The organism is Pseudomonas sp. WSY_20, assembly GCF_043104335.1.
Lineage (GTDB): Bacteria > Pseudomonadota > Gammaproteobacteria > Pseudomonadales > Pseudomonadaceae > Aquipseudomonas > Aquipseudomonas parafulva_B.
In genome coordinates, this window is the sequence record NZ_JBICKP010000065.1 from 83,051 (window position 1) to 100,655 (window position 17,605).

Annotated in this window: 15 protein-coding genes; 11 read left to right on the top strand and 4 right to left on the bottom strand. The window is 63.5% G+C overall.

Annotated features, from left to right (window positions below; genetic code table 11):
* Positions 1 to 48: 48 nt before the first annotated feature.
* Positions 49 to 786 carry a 30S ribosomal protein S2 gene (gene rpsB / locus ACF8E5_RS16265; protein ID WP_003252287.1) on the bottom strand — a complete coding sequence of 246 codons (738 nt, stop codon included), beginning with the start codon at positions 784 to 786 and terminating at the stop codon, positions 49 to 51.
* Positions 787 to 1,134: 348 nt separating this feature from the next.
* Between rpsB and map the strand changes: the two genes are divergently transcribed.
* From map to dapC, 3 genes are read left to right on the top strand one after another with little or no spacing between them, the layout of a single operon-like run.
* Entirely contained in the window at positions 1,135 to 1,917 is a 783-nt protein-coding gene (gene map / locus ACF8E5_RS16270; protein ID WP_182138999.1) for a type I methionyl aminopeptidase, read from the top strand.
* 38 nt (positions 1,918 to 1,955) lie between these two features.
* Complete coding sequence (locus ACF8E5_RS16275; RefSeq protein WP_392475536.1) at positions 1,956 to 4,655, top strand: [protein-PII] uridylyltransferase; 2,700 nt, start codon at positions 1,956 to 1,958, stop codon at positions 4,653 to 4,655.
* A gap of 27 nt (positions 4,656 to 4,682) precedes the next feature.
* The gene (gene dapC, locus ACF8E5_RS16280) at positions 4,683 to 5,879 is read left to right on the top strand and encodes a succinyldiaminopimelate transaminase (protein WP_392475537.1); all 1,197 of its coding nucleotides are present in this window, start codon (positions 4,683 to 4,685) and stop codon (positions 5,877 to 5,879) included.
* Positions 5,880 to 5,904: 25 nt separating this feature from the next.
* Here dapC and ACF8E5_RS16285 read toward each other — a convergent pair whose 3' ends face one another.
* Positions 5,905 to 7,551, bottom strand: a complete 1,647-nt coding sequence (locus ACF8E5_RS16285; RefSeq protein ID WP_078478989.1) for a Na+/H+ antiporter — start codon at positions 7,549 to 7,551, stop codon at positions 5,905 to 5,907.
* 362 nt (positions 7,552 to 7,913) lie between these two features.
* Between ACF8E5_RS16285 and ACF8E5_RS16290 the strand changes: the two genes are divergently transcribed.
* The 4 genes from ACF8E5_RS16290 (at position 7,914) to ACF8E5_RS16305 (ending at position 11,021) form a co-directional block, all read left to right on the top strand.
* Positions 7,914 to 8,261, top strand: coding sequence for an ArsC family reductase (locus ACF8E5_RS16290; RefSeq protein WP_167339266.1), 348 nt, complete (start codon positions 7,914 to 7,916; stop codon positions 8,259 to 8,261).
* A gap of 31 nt (positions 8,262 to 8,292) precedes the next feature.
* Positions 8,293 to 9,327 (top strand): 2,3,4,5-tetrahydropyridine-2,6-dicarboxylate N-succinyltransferase, encoded by a 1,035-nt coding sequence (gene dapD / locus ACF8E5_RS16295; protein ID WP_078478990.1) that lies wholly within the window; start codon positions 8,293 to 8,295, stop codon positions 9,325 to 9,327.
* An 81-nt stretch (positions 9,328 to 9,408) separates the two neighbouring features.
* Positions 9,409 to 10,614: an aminotransferase class V-fold PLP-dependent enzyme gene (locus ACF8E5_RS16300; protein WP_196185616.1), complete on the top strand. Its 1,206-nt coding sequence runs from the start codon at positions 9,409 to 9,411 to the stop codon at positions 10,612 to 10,614.
* A complete protein-coding gene (locus tag ACF8E5_RS16305) occupies positions 10,611 to 11,021 on the top strand; it encodes a SufE family protein (RefSeq protein WP_058639528.1) in 411 nt (136 codons plus the stop codon). Before ACF8E5_RS16300 ends, ACF8E5_RS16305 begins: the two co-directional genes overlap by 4 nt.
* A 13-nt stretch (positions 11,022 to 11,034) precedes the next feature.
* On the opposite strand, the gene tcdA is transcribed toward ACF8E5_RS16305, so the two are convergent.
* Entirely contained in the window at positions 11,035 to 11,844 is an 810-nt protein-coding gene (gene tcdA, locus ACF8E5_RS16310; RefSeq protein WP_058639529.1) for a tRNA cyclic N6-threonylcarbamoyladenosine(37) synthase TcdA, read from the bottom strand.
* A 118-nt stretch (positions 11,845 to 11,962) separates the two neighbouring features.
* Between tcdA and ACF8E5_RS16315 the strand changes: the two genes are divergently transcribed.
* The 4 genes from ACF8E5_RS16315 (at position 11,963) to ACF8E5_RS16330 (ending at position 17,111) form a co-directional block, all read left to right on the top strand.
* Complete coding sequence (locus tag ACF8E5_RS16315) at positions 11,963 to 14,560, top strand: glycosyltransferase (RefSeq protein ID WP_058639530.1); 2,598 nt, start codon at positions 11,963 to 11,965, stop codon at positions 14,558 to 14,560.
* Between the two features lie 189 nt (positions 14,561 to 14,749).
* On the top strand, positions 14,750 to 15,901 hold the full coding sequence (gene dapE / locus ACF8E5_RS16320; RefSeq protein ID WP_058603731.1) for a succinyl-diaminopimelate desuccinylase: 1,152 nt from the start codon (positions 14,750 to 14,752) through the stop codon (positions 15,899 to 15,901).
* A complete protein-coding gene (locus ACF8E5_RS16325; protein WP_145256205.1) occupies positions 15,901 to 16,713 on the top strand; it encodes a putative RNA methyltransferase in 813 nt (270 codons plus the stop codon). Before dapE ends, ACF8E5_RS16325 begins: the two co-directional genes overlap by 1 nt.
* Positions 16,714 to 16,730: 17 nt before the next feature.
* Positions 16,731 to 17,111 carry a hypothetical protein gene (locus ACF8E5_RS16330; protein WP_196185615.1) on the top strand — a complete coding sequence of 127 codons (381 nt, stop codon included), beginning with the start codon at positions 16,731 to 16,733 and terminating at the stop codon, positions 17,109 to 17,111.
* A 60-nt stretch (positions 17,112 to 17,171) separates the two neighbouring features.
* On the opposite strand, the gene ACF8E5_RS16335 is transcribed toward ACF8E5_RS16330, so the two are convergent.
* Entirely contained in the window at positions 17,172 to 17,381 is a 210-nt protein-coding gene (locus tag ACF8E5_RS16335) for a cold-shock protein (RefSeq protein ID WP_023534051.1), read from the bottom strand.
* Positions 17,382 to 17,605 lie beyond the last annotated feature (224 nt).

The following is a 17,605-nucleotide window of genomic DNA, read 5'->3' on the forward strand; positions in this document are numbered from 1 at the left end:
AAGGGGGCATAGCCCCCTTTTCGCGTGCCAAGTCGACGCTAGCGTCTATTACTCGGCAGCAGGTGCAGCCGCTTCTTCAGCGTAGACTTCGGTGCCGCCAGCAACATTGTTGCGGCCACGGATGACAGCGTCAGCCATGGAAGTCATGTACAGCTCGATAGCGCGAATGGCGTCATCGTTACCTGGGATGATGTAGTCAACACCTTCCGGGCTGCTGTTGGTATCGACAACACCAATGACCGGGATACCCAGTTTGTTGGCTTCGGTGATCGCGATGCGCTCGTGATCAACGTCGATGACGAACAGAGCGTCAGGCAGACCGCCCATGTCCTTGATGCCGCCCAGGCTGCGGTCCAGTTTTTCCAGATCGCGGGAGCGCATCAGGGCTTCTTTCTTGGTCAGCTTGGCAAAGGTGCCATCTTCGGCCTGAGTTTCCAGGTCGCGCAGACGCTTGATCGAAGCACGGATGGTCTTGTAGTTGGTCAGCATGCCGCCCAACCAACGGTGGTCAACGTACGGCGAACCGCAGCGAGCAGCTTGCTCGGCGACGATCTTGCCGGCGGAACGCTTGGTGCCGACGAACAGGATCTTGTTCTTGCCCTGGGCCAGGCGCTCTACGAACGACAGAGCGTCGTTGAACATCGGCAGGGTTTTTTCCAGGTTGACGATGTGGATCTTGTTGCGCGCACCGAAAATGTACTTGCCCATTTTCGGGTTCCAGTAACGGGTCTGGTGGCCGAAGTGCACACCGGCCTTCAGCATATCGCGCATGTTGACTTGGGACATGATAGTTCCTTGATAAGTCGGGTTGGGCCTCCACGTATCCCAATGACCAACCCGCGAACCCTGAAGCTCGGGGCACCCAGGCCATCGTGTCGACACGTGTGTGGGTTTGGATGCAGACGGAGCTGGCTCCGAAAGCGGCGCATGTTATACCACAGGCTGCGCGTAAACAAAACACGAAACTCACCCCCCAATCGCCGGACGGCAGGGCATGGGCGCCAGCGCACGGCCAGGGCGGTTGGAGGGATGCCTTTGCAAGGGCAGCGTGCCGCTACGAGCCCGCACCTCTGATAGAATGACGCCTTTCCCGATTTGAACGCGCCGCCTGCGGCGCCGAGTAGAGAGCCTGTAATGACCGTCACCATCAAGACTGCAGAAGACATCGAGAAGATGCGCATCGCCGGCCGCCTGGCGGCCGAAGTGCTGGAAATGATCGAGGAGCATGTCAAGCCCGGTGTCACCACCGAAGAGCTCGATCGCCTGTGCCACGACTACATCGTCAACGTCCAGCAGGCCATCCCGGCGCCGCTCAACTACAAGGGCTACCCAAAGTCGATCTGCACGTCCATCAACCACGTGGTCTGTCACGGTATCCCCAATGACAAGCCCCTGAAAAATGGCGATACCCTGAACATCGACATCACGGTGATCAAGGACGGCTACCACGGCGACACCAGCCGCATGTTCCACGTCGGCACCGTGCCGGTATGGGCCGAGCGCCTGTCCCAGGTCACCCAGGAATGCCTGTACAAGGCCATCGAGCTGGTCAAGCCGGGCTGCCGCCTGGGCGACATCGGCGAAGTCATCCAGAAGCACGCCGAGAAGAACGGCTTCTCGGTGGTGCGCGAGTTCTGCGGTCATGGCATCGGCAAGGTGTTCCACGAAGAGCCGCAGATCCTCCATTACGGCCGCGCCGGCACTGGCATGGAACTCAAGGAAGGCATGACCTTCACCATCGAGCCGATGATCAACCAGGGCAAGGCCGACACCAAGGTGCTGGGCGATGGCTGGACCGCGATCACCAAGGACCGCAAGCTCTCGGCGCAGTGGGAGCATACCCTGGTGGTCACGGCGACCGGGTACGAGATCTTCACCCTGCGCAAGGACGACACCATCGCCCGCACTTCGGCCTGAGCCACCCTAGCAGCCTTCGATGACAGGAACCTGACCCCATGCCCCAGCTCGACCCCGAACTGTTCGACCGTGGTCAGTTCCAGGCGGAACTGGCCCTCAAGGCCAGCCCCATACCCGCCTTCAAGAAGGCCATTCGCCAGGCGGGCGAGGTGCTGGACAGACGCTTTCGCGCAGGCCACGCCATCCGCCCACTGATCCAGGCCCGGGCCTGGCTGGTGGACAACGTCCTGCAGCAGGCCTGGAACCAGTTCGACTGGGGCGCGCAGGACGGCATTTCCCTGGTGGCGGTCGGCGGCTACGGGCGTGGTGAGCTTCACCCGCACTCGGACATCGACCTGCTCATCCTGCTGGGTGATGCCGAGCATGAGCGGTATCGCGACGCCATCGAGCGCTTTCTGACCCTGCTGTGGGACATCGGCCTGGAGGTCGGCCAGAGCGTGCGCACCGTCGACGAGTGTGCCGAACAGGCCCGCGCCGACCTCACCATCATCACCAACATGATGGAGAGCCGCACCATCGCCGGCCCGGAAGCCCTGCGCCAGCGCATGCTCGAGGTCACCAGCACGGCGCACATGTGGCCGAGCCGCGAGTTCTTCCTGGCCAAGCGCGCCGAGCTGCAGGCGCGTCACCACAAGTACAACGACACCGAGTACAACCTCGAGCCCAACGTCAAGGGTTCGCCTGGCGGGCTGCGGGACATCCAGACCGTGCTGTGGGTGGCGCGCCGCCAGTACGGCACCCTGAACCTGCATGCCCTGGCCGGCGAAGGCTTCCTGCTGGAAAGCGAGAACGCGCTCCTGGCCTCCTCCCAGGACTTCCTGTGGCGGGTGCGTTACGCCCTGCACATGCTCGCCGGCCGTGCCGAGGACCGCCTGCTGTTCGACCACCAGCGCAGCATCGCCGCCCTGCTGGGCTACAGCGACGAAAACCCCAAGCGTGCCATTGAGCAGTTCATGCAGCAGTACTACCGGGTGGTGATGAGCATCAGTCAATTGTGCGACCTGATCATCCAGCATTTTGAGGAAGTCATTCTCGCCGACGACGACAGCGGCACCACCCAACCGCTCAATGCACGCTTCCGCCTGCATGACGGCTACATCGAGGCCGTGCGCCCGAACGTGTTCAAGCGCACGCCGTTCGCCATGCTGGAGATGTTCGTGCTGATGGCCCAGCACCCGGAAATCAAGGGCGTGCGTGCCGATACGGTACGCCTGCTGCGCGAGCATCGGCACCTGATCGACGACACCTTCCGCAACGATATCCGCAACACCAGTTTGTTCATCGAGCTGTTCAAGTGTGAAATCGGTATTCATCGCAACCTGCGGCGCATGAACCGGTACGGCATCCTCGGGCGCTACCTGCCGGAGTTCGGGCTGATCGTCGGGCAGATGCAGCATGACCTGTTCCACATCTATACCGTCGATGCCCACACCCTCAACCTGATCAAGCACCTGCGCAAGTTGCAGTACACGCCGGTGTCGGAGAAATTCCCGCTGGCCAGCAAGCTCATGGGCCGCTTGCCCAAGCCTGAGCTGATCTACCTGGCCGGGCTCTACCACGACATTGGCAAGGGCCGTCAGGGCGATCACTCCGAACTCGGCGCGGTCGATGCCCTCAAGTTCTGCGAGCGCCACCAGCTCCCTGCCTGGGACAGCCGGTTGATCGCCTGGCTGGTGCAGAACCACCTGGTCATGTCCACCACTGCCCAGCGCAAGGACTTGTCCGACCCGCAAGTGATCAACGACTTCGCCCTGCACGTAGGGGACGAAACGCGGCTGGACTACCTCTATGTGCTGACAGTGGCGGATATCAACGCCACCAACCCCACCTTGTGGAATTCGTGGCGAGCCAGCCTGTTGCGCCAGTTGTACACCGAGACCAAGCGTGCCCTGCGCCGTGGGCTTGAAAACCCGCTCGATCGTGAGGAGCAGATTCGCCAGACCCAGTCCTCGGCACTGGACACGCTGGTGCGCGAAGGCACCGACCCGGATGACGTGGAGCAGTTGTGGTCTCAGCTGGGGGATGATTACTTCCTCAAACACACCGCCTCCGACGTAGCCTGGCACACCGACGCCATCCTGCAACAGCCGGCTGACGGCGGCCCGCTGGTGTTGATCAAGGAAACCACCCAGCGCGAATTCGAAGGCGGGACCCAGATCTTCATCTATGCCCCTGACCAGCACGATTTCTTCGCCGTGACGGTGGCGGCCATGTCGCAGTTGAACCTGAACATCCACGACGCCCGCATCATCACCTCCAGCAGCCAGTTCACCCTGGACACCTACATCGTGCTGGATAACGACGGTGGTGCGATCGGCGACAACCCGCAACGGGTCAGGCAGATTCGCGACGGCCTGACCGAGGCCCTGCGCAACCCCGAGGACTACCCCACGATCATCCAGCGTCGGGTGCCGCGCCAACTCAAGCACTTCGACTTCCCGCCGCAGGTGACCATCCTCAACGACGCCCAGCGCCCGGTGACCATTCTCGAAATCACCGCGCCCGACCGGCCGGGCCTGCTGGCGCGGCTGGGGCGCATCTTCCTGGAGTTCGACCTGTCGTTGCAGAACGCCAAGATTGCCACCTTGGGCGAGCGGGTGGAGGACGTGTTCTTCATCACCGATGCCGACAACCAGCCACTGTCCGACCCGCAACTGTGCAGCCGCCTGCAGGAAGCCATCGTGCAACAACTGCAAGCAGGGCAGGCCAGCGCCAGCCCTGCCCGCGTGACCTTTTGACGACATGATTGACGAGACCTTGCGCCAATGAATCCTGCCTTGAGCCAGCTTCAGCCCTACCCTTTCGAAAAGCTGCGTGCCCTGCTGGGTAGCGTTACACCCGCTGCTGACAAGCGCGCCATTGCCCTGTCGATCGGCGAGCCCAAGCACGCCTCGCCACCCTTCGTGGCCCAAGCGATGGCCGACAATCTCGACAAGCTGGCGGTATACCCCAGCACCCTGGGCCTGCCTGCCTTGCGCCAGGCCATCGGGCAGTGGTGCGAGCGACGCTTTGGCGTGCCGGCTGGTTGGCTGGATGCCGAACGTCATATCCTGCCCGTGAACGGCACCCGCGAAGCGCTGTTCGCCTTTACCCAGGCGGTGGTCGACCGTGATGCCGATGGCCTGGTGTTGAGCCCCAACCCGTTCTACCAGATCTATGAAGGGGCTGCGCTGCTGGCCGGCGCCACCCCGCATTACCTGCCATGCCTGGAAAGCAATGGCTTCAACCCCGACTTCGACGCGGTGCCCGACCACGTCTGGGCCCGTTGCCAGGTCCTGTTCCTGTGTTCACCCGGCAACCCCACCGGCGCCCTGGTGCCGATGGACACCTTGAAGAAGTTGATCGCGCTGGCCGATGCGCACGACTTTGTGATCGCCGCCGACGAATGCTACAGCGAGTTGTATTTCGATGAAGATGCACCGCCCCCGGGGCTGCTGACGGCCTGCGCGGAGCTGGGACGTCGCGATTTCAAGCGCTGCGTGGTATTCCACAGCCTGTCCAAGCGTTCGAACCTGCCGGGTCTGCGCTCGGGCTTCGTCGCCGGCGATGCCGACATCATCAAGCCGTTCCTGCTGTACCGCACCTACCATGGCTGCGCCATGCCGGTGCAGACACAGCTGGCCAGCATCGCCGCCTGGGAGGACGAGGCGCATGTGCGCGCCAACCGCGACCAGTACCGCGCCAAGTACGACGCCGTGCTGGCTGTCCTTGAACCGGTACTGGACGTGCAACGCCCGGACGGCAGTTTCTACCTGTGGGCCAAGGTACCGGGTAGCGATGTCGACTTCACGCGCGATCTGTTCGAGGCCGAGCACGTGACCGTGGTACCAGGCTCGTACCTGTCCCGTGAAGTGGATGAGGTAAATCCCGGCGCCGGACGCGTGCGCATGGCACTGGTCGCCCCACTGTCCGAATGCATCGAGGCAGCCGAGCGAATTCGCGCGTTCATGCACGCGCGCTGAAGCCTTTACGCGAGACGGGGCCAGCTCACTTGACCTGGCCCAGGTTAGCCTCGCTCATGTCCAACTCGCCCAGCACATGCCGCACCACCTCGTCACCGAGCAGGTGCTGGCGGTGCAGGTTGTACAGTTCCAGGCGCTGGGCCCGCAGCGCACGCAAGCGCAGGCGGCGCTCGAGCAGGTCCATTTGCTCGGCCAGGGCCCTGGCCTCTTCGCTGTCGTTGTGCCGGTCCAGCTGATCGCGATACTCGGCCATCAGCCGAGCTTTCAACTCCGTGGCCAGTGTGGCCTGGGCGGCATCCTGCGGGGCGTTGGCATCGACCACCTCCTCGGCCTCCAAGGCGTGAATCGCAGCCTCAGCGGTGCGTCGCCAGGCCTCATGTACCTCTTGCTGCATGCGCTCGTCAGGGCTTTTGCTCACCCCGCGCAGCAAAAGCGGCAACGCGACACAGGCGCTGATCAACGACAGCAGGATGACACCGGCGGCAATGAAGATCAGCAGGTCGCGTTCTGGAAACGCCTTGCCCGCCCCAATCAGCAACGGGATCGACATCACACCTGCCAGGGTGACAGCCCCTCTCACACCGCCCAGCGTGAGCAGCCAGCACGAGCGCGCGGTGGGCAACATCACCAGCGCAGGCCTGCCCCGCCAGCGGCGTAGAACCCCCACCAGGCGCCAGATGCTCTGCACCCAGATGAACCGCAGCAAGATCAGCGTCGCGAAGATGGCGACCACGTCCAGGCAGCGCCAGGCCAGGGTCGGCCACAGCGTGGTTTCATGGCTGACCACCGCCTTGACGATGTCGGGCAGTTGCAAGCCCAGCAGCAGGAAAATCAAGCCGTTGAACGCGAACTCCAGCAGCGACCACACGCTGCGATTGAGCAGGCGGGTACTGGTCTGGCGTGGCAGCAGGTCGAGCCAGCTCTGCATCATGCCAGCCGCCACTGCCGAGAGGATGCCCGATACCCCGAGGCGCTCGGCCACCACATAGGCCGCGAACGGCAGCAGCAGCATGAACACCACATGGGTAGCCGGGTCGTCCCAGCCGCGGCCGATCATCCAGGCACGCAGGCGGCCGACCAGCCAACTCAGCGCCACCCCCACAGCCAGGCCGCCGAGCGCTACCAGTGCGAAGCTGAAGCTGGCGTCGGTCAGTGAAAACACACCGGTAATGGCGGCAGCCAGGGCGAACTTGAATGTGACCAGGCCCGAAGCATCGTTCATCAACGCCTCACCCTGGAGCATGTGCATCAATGGCGTAGGCAGGCGGTCCTGGGTAATGGCCGAAACGGCCACCGCGTCGGTCGGCGACAATACGGCTGCCAGCGCGAATGCTACCGGCAACGGGATGCTCGGCAGCAGCCAGTGGATGAAATAGCCCGCACCGACCACGGTAAACAGCACCAACCCCACCGCCAGGGCCACCACCGGGCCCCGAATGCGCCACAACTCGCGCTTGGGAATGCGCCAGCCATCGGCGAACAACAGCGGCGGCAAAAACAGGAACAAAAACAGCTCGGGGTTCAGGGCGACATGCAGCCCGAGGGTCGGCCAGGCCAGCAAAGCGCCAGCGGCGATCTGTACCAGCGGCAGAGGCAGGGGAATGAGGCGGCCGACCAATTTCGACACGCTGACCAGCATCAGCAGGATAAGGACGGTATAGGCGGACTGCATCCAGTGGGTCTTCCTTCTTCAAACGGCCCCGTGCACGAGGACAAAACGTAAACCTGGATCAGCATGGTAACGGGTGACAAGCTTGCCTGGCCGCTGCACCAAGGTCGCAGGTGGCGAACTAATGTGTAACATGAAGATACACCTGACACCCAAGGGTTCAGCCGGGATTGGGCAATGACTGGTGGTTGGGTGCAATTGGGCGCACGTTCCTGCCTAGGCAGAGCGGCAGCAGGAGTATGCAGCAGCAACCCCGCCCGTTCGGGTCAACCGCCCGTGGCGCCGTGCGAAGGGTTATCGCATAATCGCGCGACTGACATTCGGAAATGGAGAGATTGGGGCGACACGTATCCCCGATGCACACAATGACCTACACGCTCTACGGCATCAAAGCCTGCGACACCATGAAAAAGGCTCGTACCTGGCTCGACGACCAGGCCATCGCCTACGAATTCCATGACTACAAGACTCAAGGCATCGACCGTGACAGCCTGAACCGCTGGTGCGACGAGCACGGCTGGGAAACCATCCTCAACCGCGCCGGCACCACGTTCCGCAAGCTGGACGACGCCAGCAAAGCCGATCTCGACCAGGCCAAGGCCGTCGAGCTCATGCTGGCCCAGCCTTCGATGATCAAGCGCCCGGTACTCGACCTGGGTACGCGCACGCTGGTGGGTTTCAAGCCCGACCTGTACGCCGCAGCCCTGGCCTGAGTCCCTACCCCATTTAGTACGAGGTAACTACATGTCCAATTCCCTGTTCAGCCTGGCCTTCGGTGTCGGCTCCCAGAACCGCCAGGGCGCCTGGCTGGAAGTGTTCTACGCACAGCCCCTGATCGACCCGAGCCCCGAGTTGGTCGCTGCCATCGCACCGATCCTTGGCTATGAAGGTGGCAACCAGGCCATCACCTTCAGCAACGCCCAGGCCGCGCAACTGGCCGACGCCGTCAGAAGCGTCGATGCCGCTCAAGCCGCCCTGCTCACGCGCCTGGCAGAAAGCCAAAAACCGTTGGTAGCCACCCTGCTGGCCGAAGACGCCACCCTGGCCTCCACGCCCGAGGCGTACCTCAAACTGCACCTGCTGTCCCATCGCCTGGTCAAGCCGCACGGCGTGAGCCTGGCCGGTATCTTCCCCCTGCTGCCAAACGTGGCCTGGACCAACATCGGTGCCGTGGACCTGGCCGAGCTCGCCGAGCTGCAACTCGAAGCGCGCCTGCGTGGTGAGCTGCTGGAAGTGTTCTCGGTGGACAAGTTCCCGAAGATGACCGACTACGTGGTCCCGGCCGGCGTGCGCATCGCCGACACTGCACGGGTACGCCTGGGCGCCCACATCGGCGAAGGCACCACCATCATGCACGAAGGCTTCGTCAACTTTAACGCCGGCACCGAAGGCCCAGGCATGATCGAAGGGCGTGTTTCGGCCGGCGTCTTCGTCGGCAAGGGCTCGGACCTCGGTGGCGGCTGCTCGACCATGGGAACCCTGTCCGGTGGCGGCAACATCGTTATCAAGGTGGGCGAAGGCTGCCTGATCGGTGCCAACGCCGGTATCGGCATCCCGCTGGGTGATCGCAATACTGTTGAAGCGGGTCTGTACATCACCGCCGGGACCAAGGTGAACCTGCTGGATGAGCACAACGAACTGGTCAAGGTCGTCAAGGCACGCGACCTGGCTGGCCAGGCCGACCTGTTGTTCCGCCGCAATTCGCTCAATGGCGCCGTCGAGTGCAAGACCCACAAGTCAGCCATCGAGCTGAACGAAGCCTTGCACGCACACAACTGAAACCCCCGCCGGGTATGAAGTGTTAAGATCGGGTCTGGCGCCTCCACGCCAGACCCGATTTTCATTCCAGGCCCCGCGAATATGTTCCAGCCCTCCCCCTGGCGTGCCGATTTTCCTGCCATCGACGCCCTGCAAAGCCAGCACCAGACCTATCTGGACAGCGCCGCGACCGCCCAGAAACCCCAGGCGCTGCTCGAGGCCCTGGGCCATTACTATGGCAACGGCGCGGCCAATGTCCACCGTGCCCAGCACCTGCCTGGCGCAAGGGCGACCGAGGCCTTCGAAGCCAGCCGCGACAAGGTTGCCCGCTGGTTGAATGTCGGCCAGACCGGGCAGATCGTGTTCACCCACGGCGCCACGGCTGCGCTGAACCTGCTGGCCTATGGCCTGGAGTCTCGCTTCGAGGCCGGCGACGAGATCGCCATCAGCGCCCTTGAACACCATGCCAACTTGCTGCCCTGGCAGCAGCTGGCACACCGGCGCAACCTGCGCCTGGTGATATTGCCGGTCGATACGCGCGGCTTCATCGACCTGGAGCGAGCGCTGCAGATGATCGGGCCACGCACTCGTGTGCTCGCCGTCAGCCAGCTGTCCAACGTGCTGGGCACCTGGCAGCCGCTGCCGGCCCTGCTCGCCCATGCCCGCGCACAGGGTGCTCTGACGGTGGTGGACGGCGCCCAGGGTGTGGTGCATGGGCGCCAGGACATGCAGCAACTGGGGTGCGACTTCTACGTGTTCTCCAGCCACAAGCTGTACGGGCCGGACGGGGTGGGCGTGCTGTACGGGCGCAATCAGGCGCTGGGCCTGCTGCGCCATTGGCAGTTTGGCGGGGAGATGGTGCAACTGGCCGAGTACCAGCGCGCGAGCTTCAGGCCGGCGCCACTGGGCCTGGAAGCTGGCACCCCGCCCATCGCCGGGGTGATCGGCCTTGGCGCTACGCTCGATTACCTCGCGGGCCTGGACACGGCGGCGGTGCTGGCTCACGAGGCCGGCTTGCATGCCCGGCTGATCGAGGGCCTCACGCAACGCGAAGGCATTCGCCTGCTAGGCCTGCCGCAGTGCGCGTTGGCCAGCTTTGTCGTGAAAGGCGTGCACAACGCCGACATCGCGCACCTGCTCACCGAGCAGGGCATCGCCGTGCGGGCAGGCCATCACTGTGCGATGCCACTGCTCCAGGGGTTGGGCCTGGACGGGGCGATCCGCGTGTCGCTGGGCCTCTACAATGATCAGGCCGACCTGCAACGTTTCTTCGAGGCGCTGGATCAGGCGCTGGAGCTGCTGCGATGACCTTGCCGGCCCAAGCCCATCAGGCACTGGAGGCCTTTGCGCAGAGCAAGGGCTGGGAGCAGCGTGCGCGGCTGTTGATGCAGTGGGGGGAACGGCTGGAACCGCTGGCCGAAGCCGAGAAAACCGAGGCCAATCGCGTGCACGGGTGCGAAAGCCTGGTCTGGCTGGTGGCCGATGCCGTGGACGGCCACTGGCAATTCAAGGCCAGCAGCGATGCACGCCTGCTGCGCGGTCTGCTGGCGCTGCTGCTGGTGAGGGTGCAGGGCTTGAACAGTGAGGCGCTGCTAGCGCTGGACGTACAGGACTGGTTCGGGCAACTGGGCCTTGAGCGCCAGTTGTCGCCCTCACGCAGCAACGGCTTGCATGCCGTGGTGCAGCGCATGGCGGTGCTGGCATCGGGGCGGTGATGCCAGCACGCACTCACGCTGGCCGGACACGCTCCGAAGGCCGCCTGGCACCTGCTACCAGCTTCTCCACAGCTTTACTGGCGGCCACCATGCCGAAGGTGGCCGTCACCATCATCACCGCGCCAAAGCCGCCGGAGCAGTCCAGCCGCACGCCCTCACCCACAAAACTCTTCTGCAGGCACACGCTGCCATCCCCCTTGGGATAACGCAGCTGCTCACTGGAAAACACACAGGGCACGCCATAGTTACGGCTGACATTGCGCGAGAAGTTGTAGTCGCGGCGCAGGGTCGAGCGCACCCGTGAGGCCAGCGGGTCGTTGAAGGTCTTGTTCAAGTCCGCGATCTGGATCTGGGTCGGATCGATCTGGCCACCTGCACCACCGGTGGTGACGATGCCGATCTTGCGCCGCCGGCACCAGGCGATCAGGGCTGCCTTGGCCATCACGCTGTCGATGCAGTCCACCACGTAGTCGAACTGTTCAGTGATGTACTCGGCCATGGTCTCGCGGGTGACGAAATCGGCCACTGCATGCACCTTGCACGCCGGGTTGATGGCCCGCAGGCGCTCGGCCATCACCTCGACCTTGGGCCGGCCCACCTGCCCTTCCAGCGCGTGGGCCTGACGGTTGGTATTGCTCACGCACACATCGTCCAGGTCGAACAAGGTGACCTCACCCACCCCCGAGCGGGCCAGGGCTTCGGCCACCCATGAGCCCACCCCGCCAATCCCGACGATGCCAACATGGGCCTGTTGCAGGCGCTGCAAGCCCTGGTCGCCATACAGGCGGGCCACCCCTGCAAACCGTGGATCTTCTGTGCTCATGTCAGTACCTCAAAAAACCGGCGCGCATTATAGGCCAGCCAGGCCATGGCCTGCACGGTTAGGAAAGACACCTTAACCCTGCTTTAATGTCGTAACACTTCGACACTTATGGACGACAATGTCTTCACGTAAATTCGGCCTGAACCTGGTAGTGGTCCTGGCCATCGCGGCGCTGTTCACCGGTTTCTGGGCGCTGATCAATCGCCCGGTATCGGCACCGGCCTGGCCCGAACAGATCTCCGGCTTTTCCTATTCGCCGTTTCGCCTGGGTGAAAGCCCGCAGAAGGGTCAGTACCCGGACGACAACGAGATGCGTCAGGACCTGGAGCAGATGAGCAAGCTCACCGACAGCATCCGTATCTACACCGTCGAAGGCACTCAGGCGCACATACCCAAGCTGGCCGAGGAATTCGGCTTGCGGGTCACGGTGGGCATCTGGATCAGCCCGGACCTGGAGCGCAACGAGCGCGAGATCGCCACAGCCATCGAACTGGCTAACACCTCGCGCAGCGTGGTACGGGTGGTGGTCGGCAACGAGGCGTTGTTCCGCGAGGAAGTGACGACGGAAAACCTCATCCGGTACCTGGACCGTGTGCGCGCGGCCGTGAAAGTGCCGGTGACCACCAGCGAGCAGTGGCACATCTGGAAACAGAACCCGCAGCTGGCCAAGCACGTGGACCTGATCGCCGCCCACATCCTGCCCTATTGGGAATTCGTGCCCATGAAAGACTCGGTCGAGTTCGTCCTCGACCGTGCCCGCGAGTTGAAACACCAGTTCCCCCGCAAGCCGCTGCTGCTCTCGGAAGTGGGCTGGCCAAGCAATGGCCGGATGCGCGGCGGTGCCGATGCCACCCAGGCCGACCAGGCGATTTACCTGCGCACCTTGGTCAATACGCTCAATCGACGTGGCTTCAACTATTTTGTGATCGAAGCTTACGACCAACCCTGGAAAGCCAGTGATGAAGGCTCGGTCGGGGCCTACTGGGGTGTGTTCAACGCCGAACGCCAGCAGAAATTCAACTTCGAAGGCCCCGTGGTCGCCATTCCCCAATGGCGAGCCCTGGCAGTGGCCTCGGTGGTGCTGGCGATGATCGCATTGATGGTGCTGTTCATCGATGGCTCGGCCCTGCGTCAGCGTGGACGCACCTTCCTGACCTTCATCACCTTCCTGTGCGGGTCGGTGCTGGTGTGGATCGCCTACGACTACAGCCAGCAGTACAGCACCTGGTTCAGCCTTACGGTCGGCGTGCTTCTGGCCCTCGGCGCACTGGGCGTGTTCATCGTGCTGCTGACCGAAGCCCACGAGCTGGCCGAAGCGGTATGGACTCACAAGCGGCGGCGCGAATTCCTGCCGGTGCAAGGCGACAGTGCCTACCGACCGAAAGTGTCAGTGCATGTGCCGTGCTACAACGAACCGCCGGAAATGGTCAAACAGACCCTCGATGCCCTGGCTGCGCTGGATTATCCAGATTACGAAGTGCTGGTCATCGACAACAACACCAAGGACCCGGCGGTGTGGGAGCCTCTCAAGGCCCATTGTGAACAGCTCGGCGAGCGCTTCCGTTTCTTCCACGTCGCCCCCCTGGCTGGTTTCAAGGGCGGCGCGCTCAACTACCTGCTCCCGCTCACGGCCAAGGATGCTGAAGTGATCGCGGTGATCGACTCGGACTACTGTGTAGACCGCAACTGGCTCAAGCACATGGTGCCGCATTTCGCCGATCCGAAGATCGCCGTGGTGCAGTCGCCGCAGGACTACCGCGACCAGCACGAGAGCGCCTTCAAGAAGCTGTGCTACAGCGAGTACAAGGGCTTCTTCCACATCGGCATGGTCACCCGCAATGACCGCGATGCGATCATCCAGCACGGCACCATGACCATGACCCGGCGCAGCGTGCTGGACGAACTGGGCTGGGCCGAGTGGTGCATTTGCGAGGATGCCGAACTGGGCCTGCGGGTGTTCGAGAAGGGCCTGTCGGCGGCCTACGCCCACAACAGCTATGGCAAGGGCCTGATGCCTGACACCTTCATCGACTTCAAGAAACAGCGCTTCCGCTGGGCCTATGGCGCCATCCAGATCATCAAGCACCACGCCGCGGCCCTGCTGCGCGGCAAAGGCAGCGAATTGACCCGGGGCCAGCGTTACCACTTCCTGGCCGGCTGGCTGCCGTGGATTGCCGACGGCATGAACATCTTCTTCACGGTGGGGGCCTTGTTGTGGTCTGCCGCCATGATCATCGTGCCGCACCGGGTGGACCCGCCGCTGATGATCTTCGCCATCCCGCCACTGGCGCTGTTCTTCTTCAAGGTCGGCAAGATCGTGTTCCTGTATCGCCGCGCCGTGGGGGTCAACCTCAAGGATGCCTTGGCGGCTGCGCTGGCCGGGCTGGCGTTGTCGCACACCATCGCCAAGGCCGTGCTGTACGGGTTCTTCACCAGCAGCATGCCGTTCATCCGCACACCGAAGCATGCCGACAGCCATGGCTTGCTGGTGGCGATTTCCGAAGCGCGGGAGGAACTGTTCATCATGCTGCTGTTGTGGGGCGCTGCAGCCGGGATCTATCTGGTGCAGGGCTTGCCGAGCTCGGACATGCGCTTCTGGGTCGCCATGCTGTTGGTGCAGTCGCTGCCCTACCTGGCCGCGTTGGTGATGGCGCTTCTATCATCACTGCCCAAGCCTGAAGAGAAGGCCGCAGATAAGGCTGCCGAGACACACTAGGCTTCAGGGCGTGCAGGCCGACCTGCCGGCCATCACCGGCAAGCCGGCTTGCACACAACGTGTTTTGTTCGGATGCGTGCAGGACCGGTGAGGGCCGGCTTGCCGGCGATTGGGCCGTGAAGCCCAGCATCATTTGATATAAGATAACGCCCCTCAGTTTTCCCGCCTTGCCTTGCCCCGGAGTTCCCCATGACGGCCCCTGCCGAGCTCTCGCCTACCCTTCAACTGGCCTGCGACCTGATCCGTCGTCCCTCGGTCACCCCCGTCGACGCCGATTGCCAGGCGCAGATGATGCAGCGCCTGGGCGCCGTGGGCTTCGAGCTGGAACCGATGCGCATCGAGGACGTCGACAATTTCTGGGCCACTCACGGCACCCAGCCAGGCCCGGTGCTGTGCTTTGCCGGTCACACCGATGTAGTGCCCACCGGCCCCGTCCAGCAGTGGCAACACGAGCCGTTCCAGGCGTTGATCGATGCCGACGGCATGCTCTGTGGCCGTGGCGCGGCCGACATGAAGGGCAGCCTGGCGTGCATGGTGGTGGCCAGCGAGCGCTTCGTGCGTGACTACCCCGAGCACCGGGGCCAGGTCGCCTTCCTGATCACCAGTGACGAGGAAGGCCCGGCCCATCACGGCACCAAGGCCGTGGTCGAACGCCTCAAGGCGCGCAACCAGCGCCTTGACTGGTGCATCGTCGGCGAGCCCTCCAGCACCACCGTGCTGGGCGATGTGGTCAAGAATGGCCGTCGTGGCTCGCTCGGCGCCACGCTGACTGTGCGCGGCAAGCAGGGCCACGTTGCCTACCCGCACCTGGCGCGCAACCCGATCCACCTGGCCGCGCCAGCGCTGGCGGAACTGGCTGCCGAACATTGGGACCAGGGGAACGCCTTTTTTCCCCCGACCAGCTTCCAGATTTCCAATCTCAATGCCGGGACCGGCGCAACCAACGTGGTGCCCGGCGAACTGACAGCGCTGTTCAACTTCCGCTTCTCCACCGAGTCCACCGTAGAGGGCCTGAAGGCTCGGGTCTCGGCCATCCTGGACAAGCATGAACTGGATTGGTCGGTGGAGTGGGCGTTGTCCGGCCTGCCGTTCCTGACCGAGCCAGGCGAGCTGCTCGATGCGGTTTCGGCCAGCATCAAGGGCGTCACCGGCCGCGAGACCCAACCCTCCACCAGCGGCGGCACCTCCGATGGCCGCTTCATTGCCACCATGGGCACCCAAGTGGTCGAACTTGGCCCGGTCAATGCCACCATCCACCAGGTCGACGAGCGCATCCTGGCCAGCGACCTGGACCTGCTGACCGAAATCTATTACCAGACCCTGGTACGGTTGCTCGCCTGATGCTGACCTGCCCACTCTGCCAGGCTGCCCTGAGCCCGCTCGACAACGGCGTGGTGTGCCCAGCCGGCCACCGCTTTGATCGCGCGCGCCAGGGCTACCTGAACCTGCTGCCGGTGCAGCACAAGAACAGTCGCGACCCAGGTGACAACCAGGCCATGGTCGAAGCACGCCGTCATTTTCTGGACGCCGGCCATTACGCACCTGTGGCCGGACGGCTGGCGCAGTTGGCGGCCGAGCGCCAGCCCGGCGCGTGGCTGGACATCGGTTGCGGCGAAGGCTACTACACCGCGCAAGTGGCCCAGGCACTGCCTGATGCCAATGGCTACGCCCTGGACATCTCCCGTGAGGCGGTCAAGCGTGCCTGCCGCCGCGCACCGGACGTCACCTGGATGGTAGCCAGCATGGCGCGCGTGCCGTTGGCCGATGCCAGCTGCCAGTTCGTCGCCAGCGTCTTCAGCCCGCTGGATTGGGCCGAAGCCAGTCGGGTGTTGAGCCCAGGCGGCGGCCTGATGCGCGTAGGCCCTACCAGCGGCCACCTGATGGAGCTGCGCGAAGTACTCTACGACCAGGTACGCCCCTATGCTGACGACAAGCATCTGGCCCTGGTGCCCCAAGGCATGTACCACGCCCATGGCGAGGTCTTGGAATTTCGCCTGAGCCTGGCCGAACCTCAAGCCCGTGCTGCGTTGCTCGCCATGACCCCGCACGGCTGGCGTGCCAGTGCAGAGCGTCGGGCGCAAGTGGTCGAGCAGCCGGAACCGTTCGAGGTCACCGTCTCCATGCGTTTTGACTATTTCGTGCGCCAAGCATGAGCACACCCGGAGGTGTTATGCGCCAACCTGATATCGAGATTTACCTCAAGGACGCCGAAGTCGACCACAAGCAGATTGCAGCCTGGCTGACCCAGGCCATCGGCCCGTGCACCGAATGGAAGCAGAAAGGCCAGACCTACAAGTGCCAGGCCGGTAACATTCCGGTCACTTGGTTACCCAAGGCTGTAGGGAAATGGAACAGCCTGTACCTGGAAAGCGACCAGACGCCCTGGGCCGATGATATCGCCTGTGGGCGTGATGCCCACGCGGCCCTGGGTGTGGAAGTACGCTGTGCACCCGGCGGCTGGGTAGAGGAAGACGGCGAGGAGGATGCTGACCGCTGGGTGCGTATCAGTGCCGACGGCGAAGAGGAAATCACCTGGCGTACATCGTCCTGACGGGCGTCCCTGAAGCTGCAAGCACAGCCGGCTTGCAGCTTCAGGCTTGAGCCTGGCCGCTCAGAGACCCACGACATCCTCGGCCTGCAGGCCTTTCTGGCCCTGTACGCAGGCATACTCGACCTGTTGGCCCTCGACCAGGCTGCGATGCCCCTCACCCCGGATGGCCCGGTAGTGGACGAAGACATCCGCGCCCCCTTCCCGTTGAATGAAGCCATAGCCCTTGGCATCGTTGAACCACTTCACGTTCCCAGTCTCACGAGACGACATCTGCACTACTCCGGATTTTTATTGTGAAAATCGCCTTGCCGACACGAGACAATCGCCCCGAATCAGCGCCGCGTGCGTAAATCTCCTGCAAGCGGCAGGCCTGAACGGTGCTGGCGCATAAAAAATTTGAAGACCGGCGAGGTGCACGGCAAGCTAGGCGCAACGCGAACGACTGGCCAGTATGGGCCAACCGCGCAGCGATCGCTGCGCCCAGCATTCCTCAC

What these genes read in the sequence shown, in the direction of transcription:
- rpsB (WP_003252287.1), bottom strand. Translation starts at nt 786, where the DNA reads ATGTCCCAAGTCAACATGCGCGATATGCTGAAGGCCGGTGTGCACTTC.
- map (WP_182138999.1), top strand. Translation starts at nt 1,135, where the DNA reads ATGACCGTCACCATCAAGACTGCAGAAGACATCGAGAAGATGCGCATC.
- ACF8E5_RS16275 (WP_392475536.1), top strand. Translation starts at nt 1,956, where the DNA reads ATGCCCCAGCTCGACCCCGAACTGTTCGACCGTGGTCAGTTCCAGGCG.
- dapC (WP_392475537.1), top strand. Translation starts at nt 4,683, where the DNA reads ATGAATCCTGCCTTGAGCCAGCTTCAGCCCTACCCTTTCGAAAAGCTG.
- ACF8E5_RS16285 (WP_078478989.1), bottom strand. Translation starts at nt 7,551, where the DNA reads ATGCAGTCCGCCTATACCGTCCTTATCCTGCTGATGCTGGTCAGCGTG.
- ACF8E5_RS16290 (WP_167339266.1), top strand. Translation starts at nt 7,914, where the DNA reads ATGACCTACACGCTCTACGGCATCAAAGCCTGCGACACCATGAAAAAG.
- dapD (WP_078478990.1), top strand. Translation starts at nt 8,293, where the DNA reads ATGTCCAATTCCCTGTTCAGCCTGGCCTTCGGTGTCGGCTCCCAGAAC.
- ACF8E5_RS16300 (WP_196185616.1), top strand. Translation starts at nt 9,409, where the DNA reads ATGTTCCAGCCCTCCCCCTGGCGTGCCGATTTTCCTGCCATCGACGCC.
- ACF8E5_RS16305 (WP_058639528.1), top strand. Translation starts at nt 10,611, where the DNA reads ATGACCTTGCCGGCCCAAGCCCATCAGGCACTGGAGGCCTTTGCGCAG.
- tcdA (WP_058639529.1), bottom strand. Translation starts at nt 11,844, where the DNA reads ATGAGCACAGAAGATCCACGGTTTGCAGGGGTGGCCCGCCTGTATGGC.
- ACF8E5_RS16315 (WP_058639530.1), top strand. Translation starts at nt 11,963, where the DNA reads ATGTCTTCACGTAAATTCGGCCTGAACCTGGTAGTGGTCCTGGCCATC.
- dapE (WP_058603731.1), top strand. Translation starts at nt 14,750, where the DNA reads ATGACGGCCCCTGCCGAGCTCTCGCCTACCCTTCAACTGGCCTGCGAC.
- ACF8E5_RS16325 (WP_145256205.1), top strand. Translation starts at nt 15,901, where the DNA reads ATGCTGACCTGCCCACTCTGCCAGGCTGCCCTGAGCCCGCTCGACAAC.
- ACF8E5_RS16330 (WP_196185615.1), top strand. Translation starts at nt 16,731, where the DNA reads ATGCGCCAACCTGATATCGAGATTTACCTCAAGGACGCCGAAGTCGAC.
- ACF8E5_RS16335 (WP_023534051.1), bottom strand. Translation starts at nt 17,381, where the DNA reads ATGTCGTCTCGTGAGACTGGGAACGTGAAGTGGTTCAACGATGCCAAG.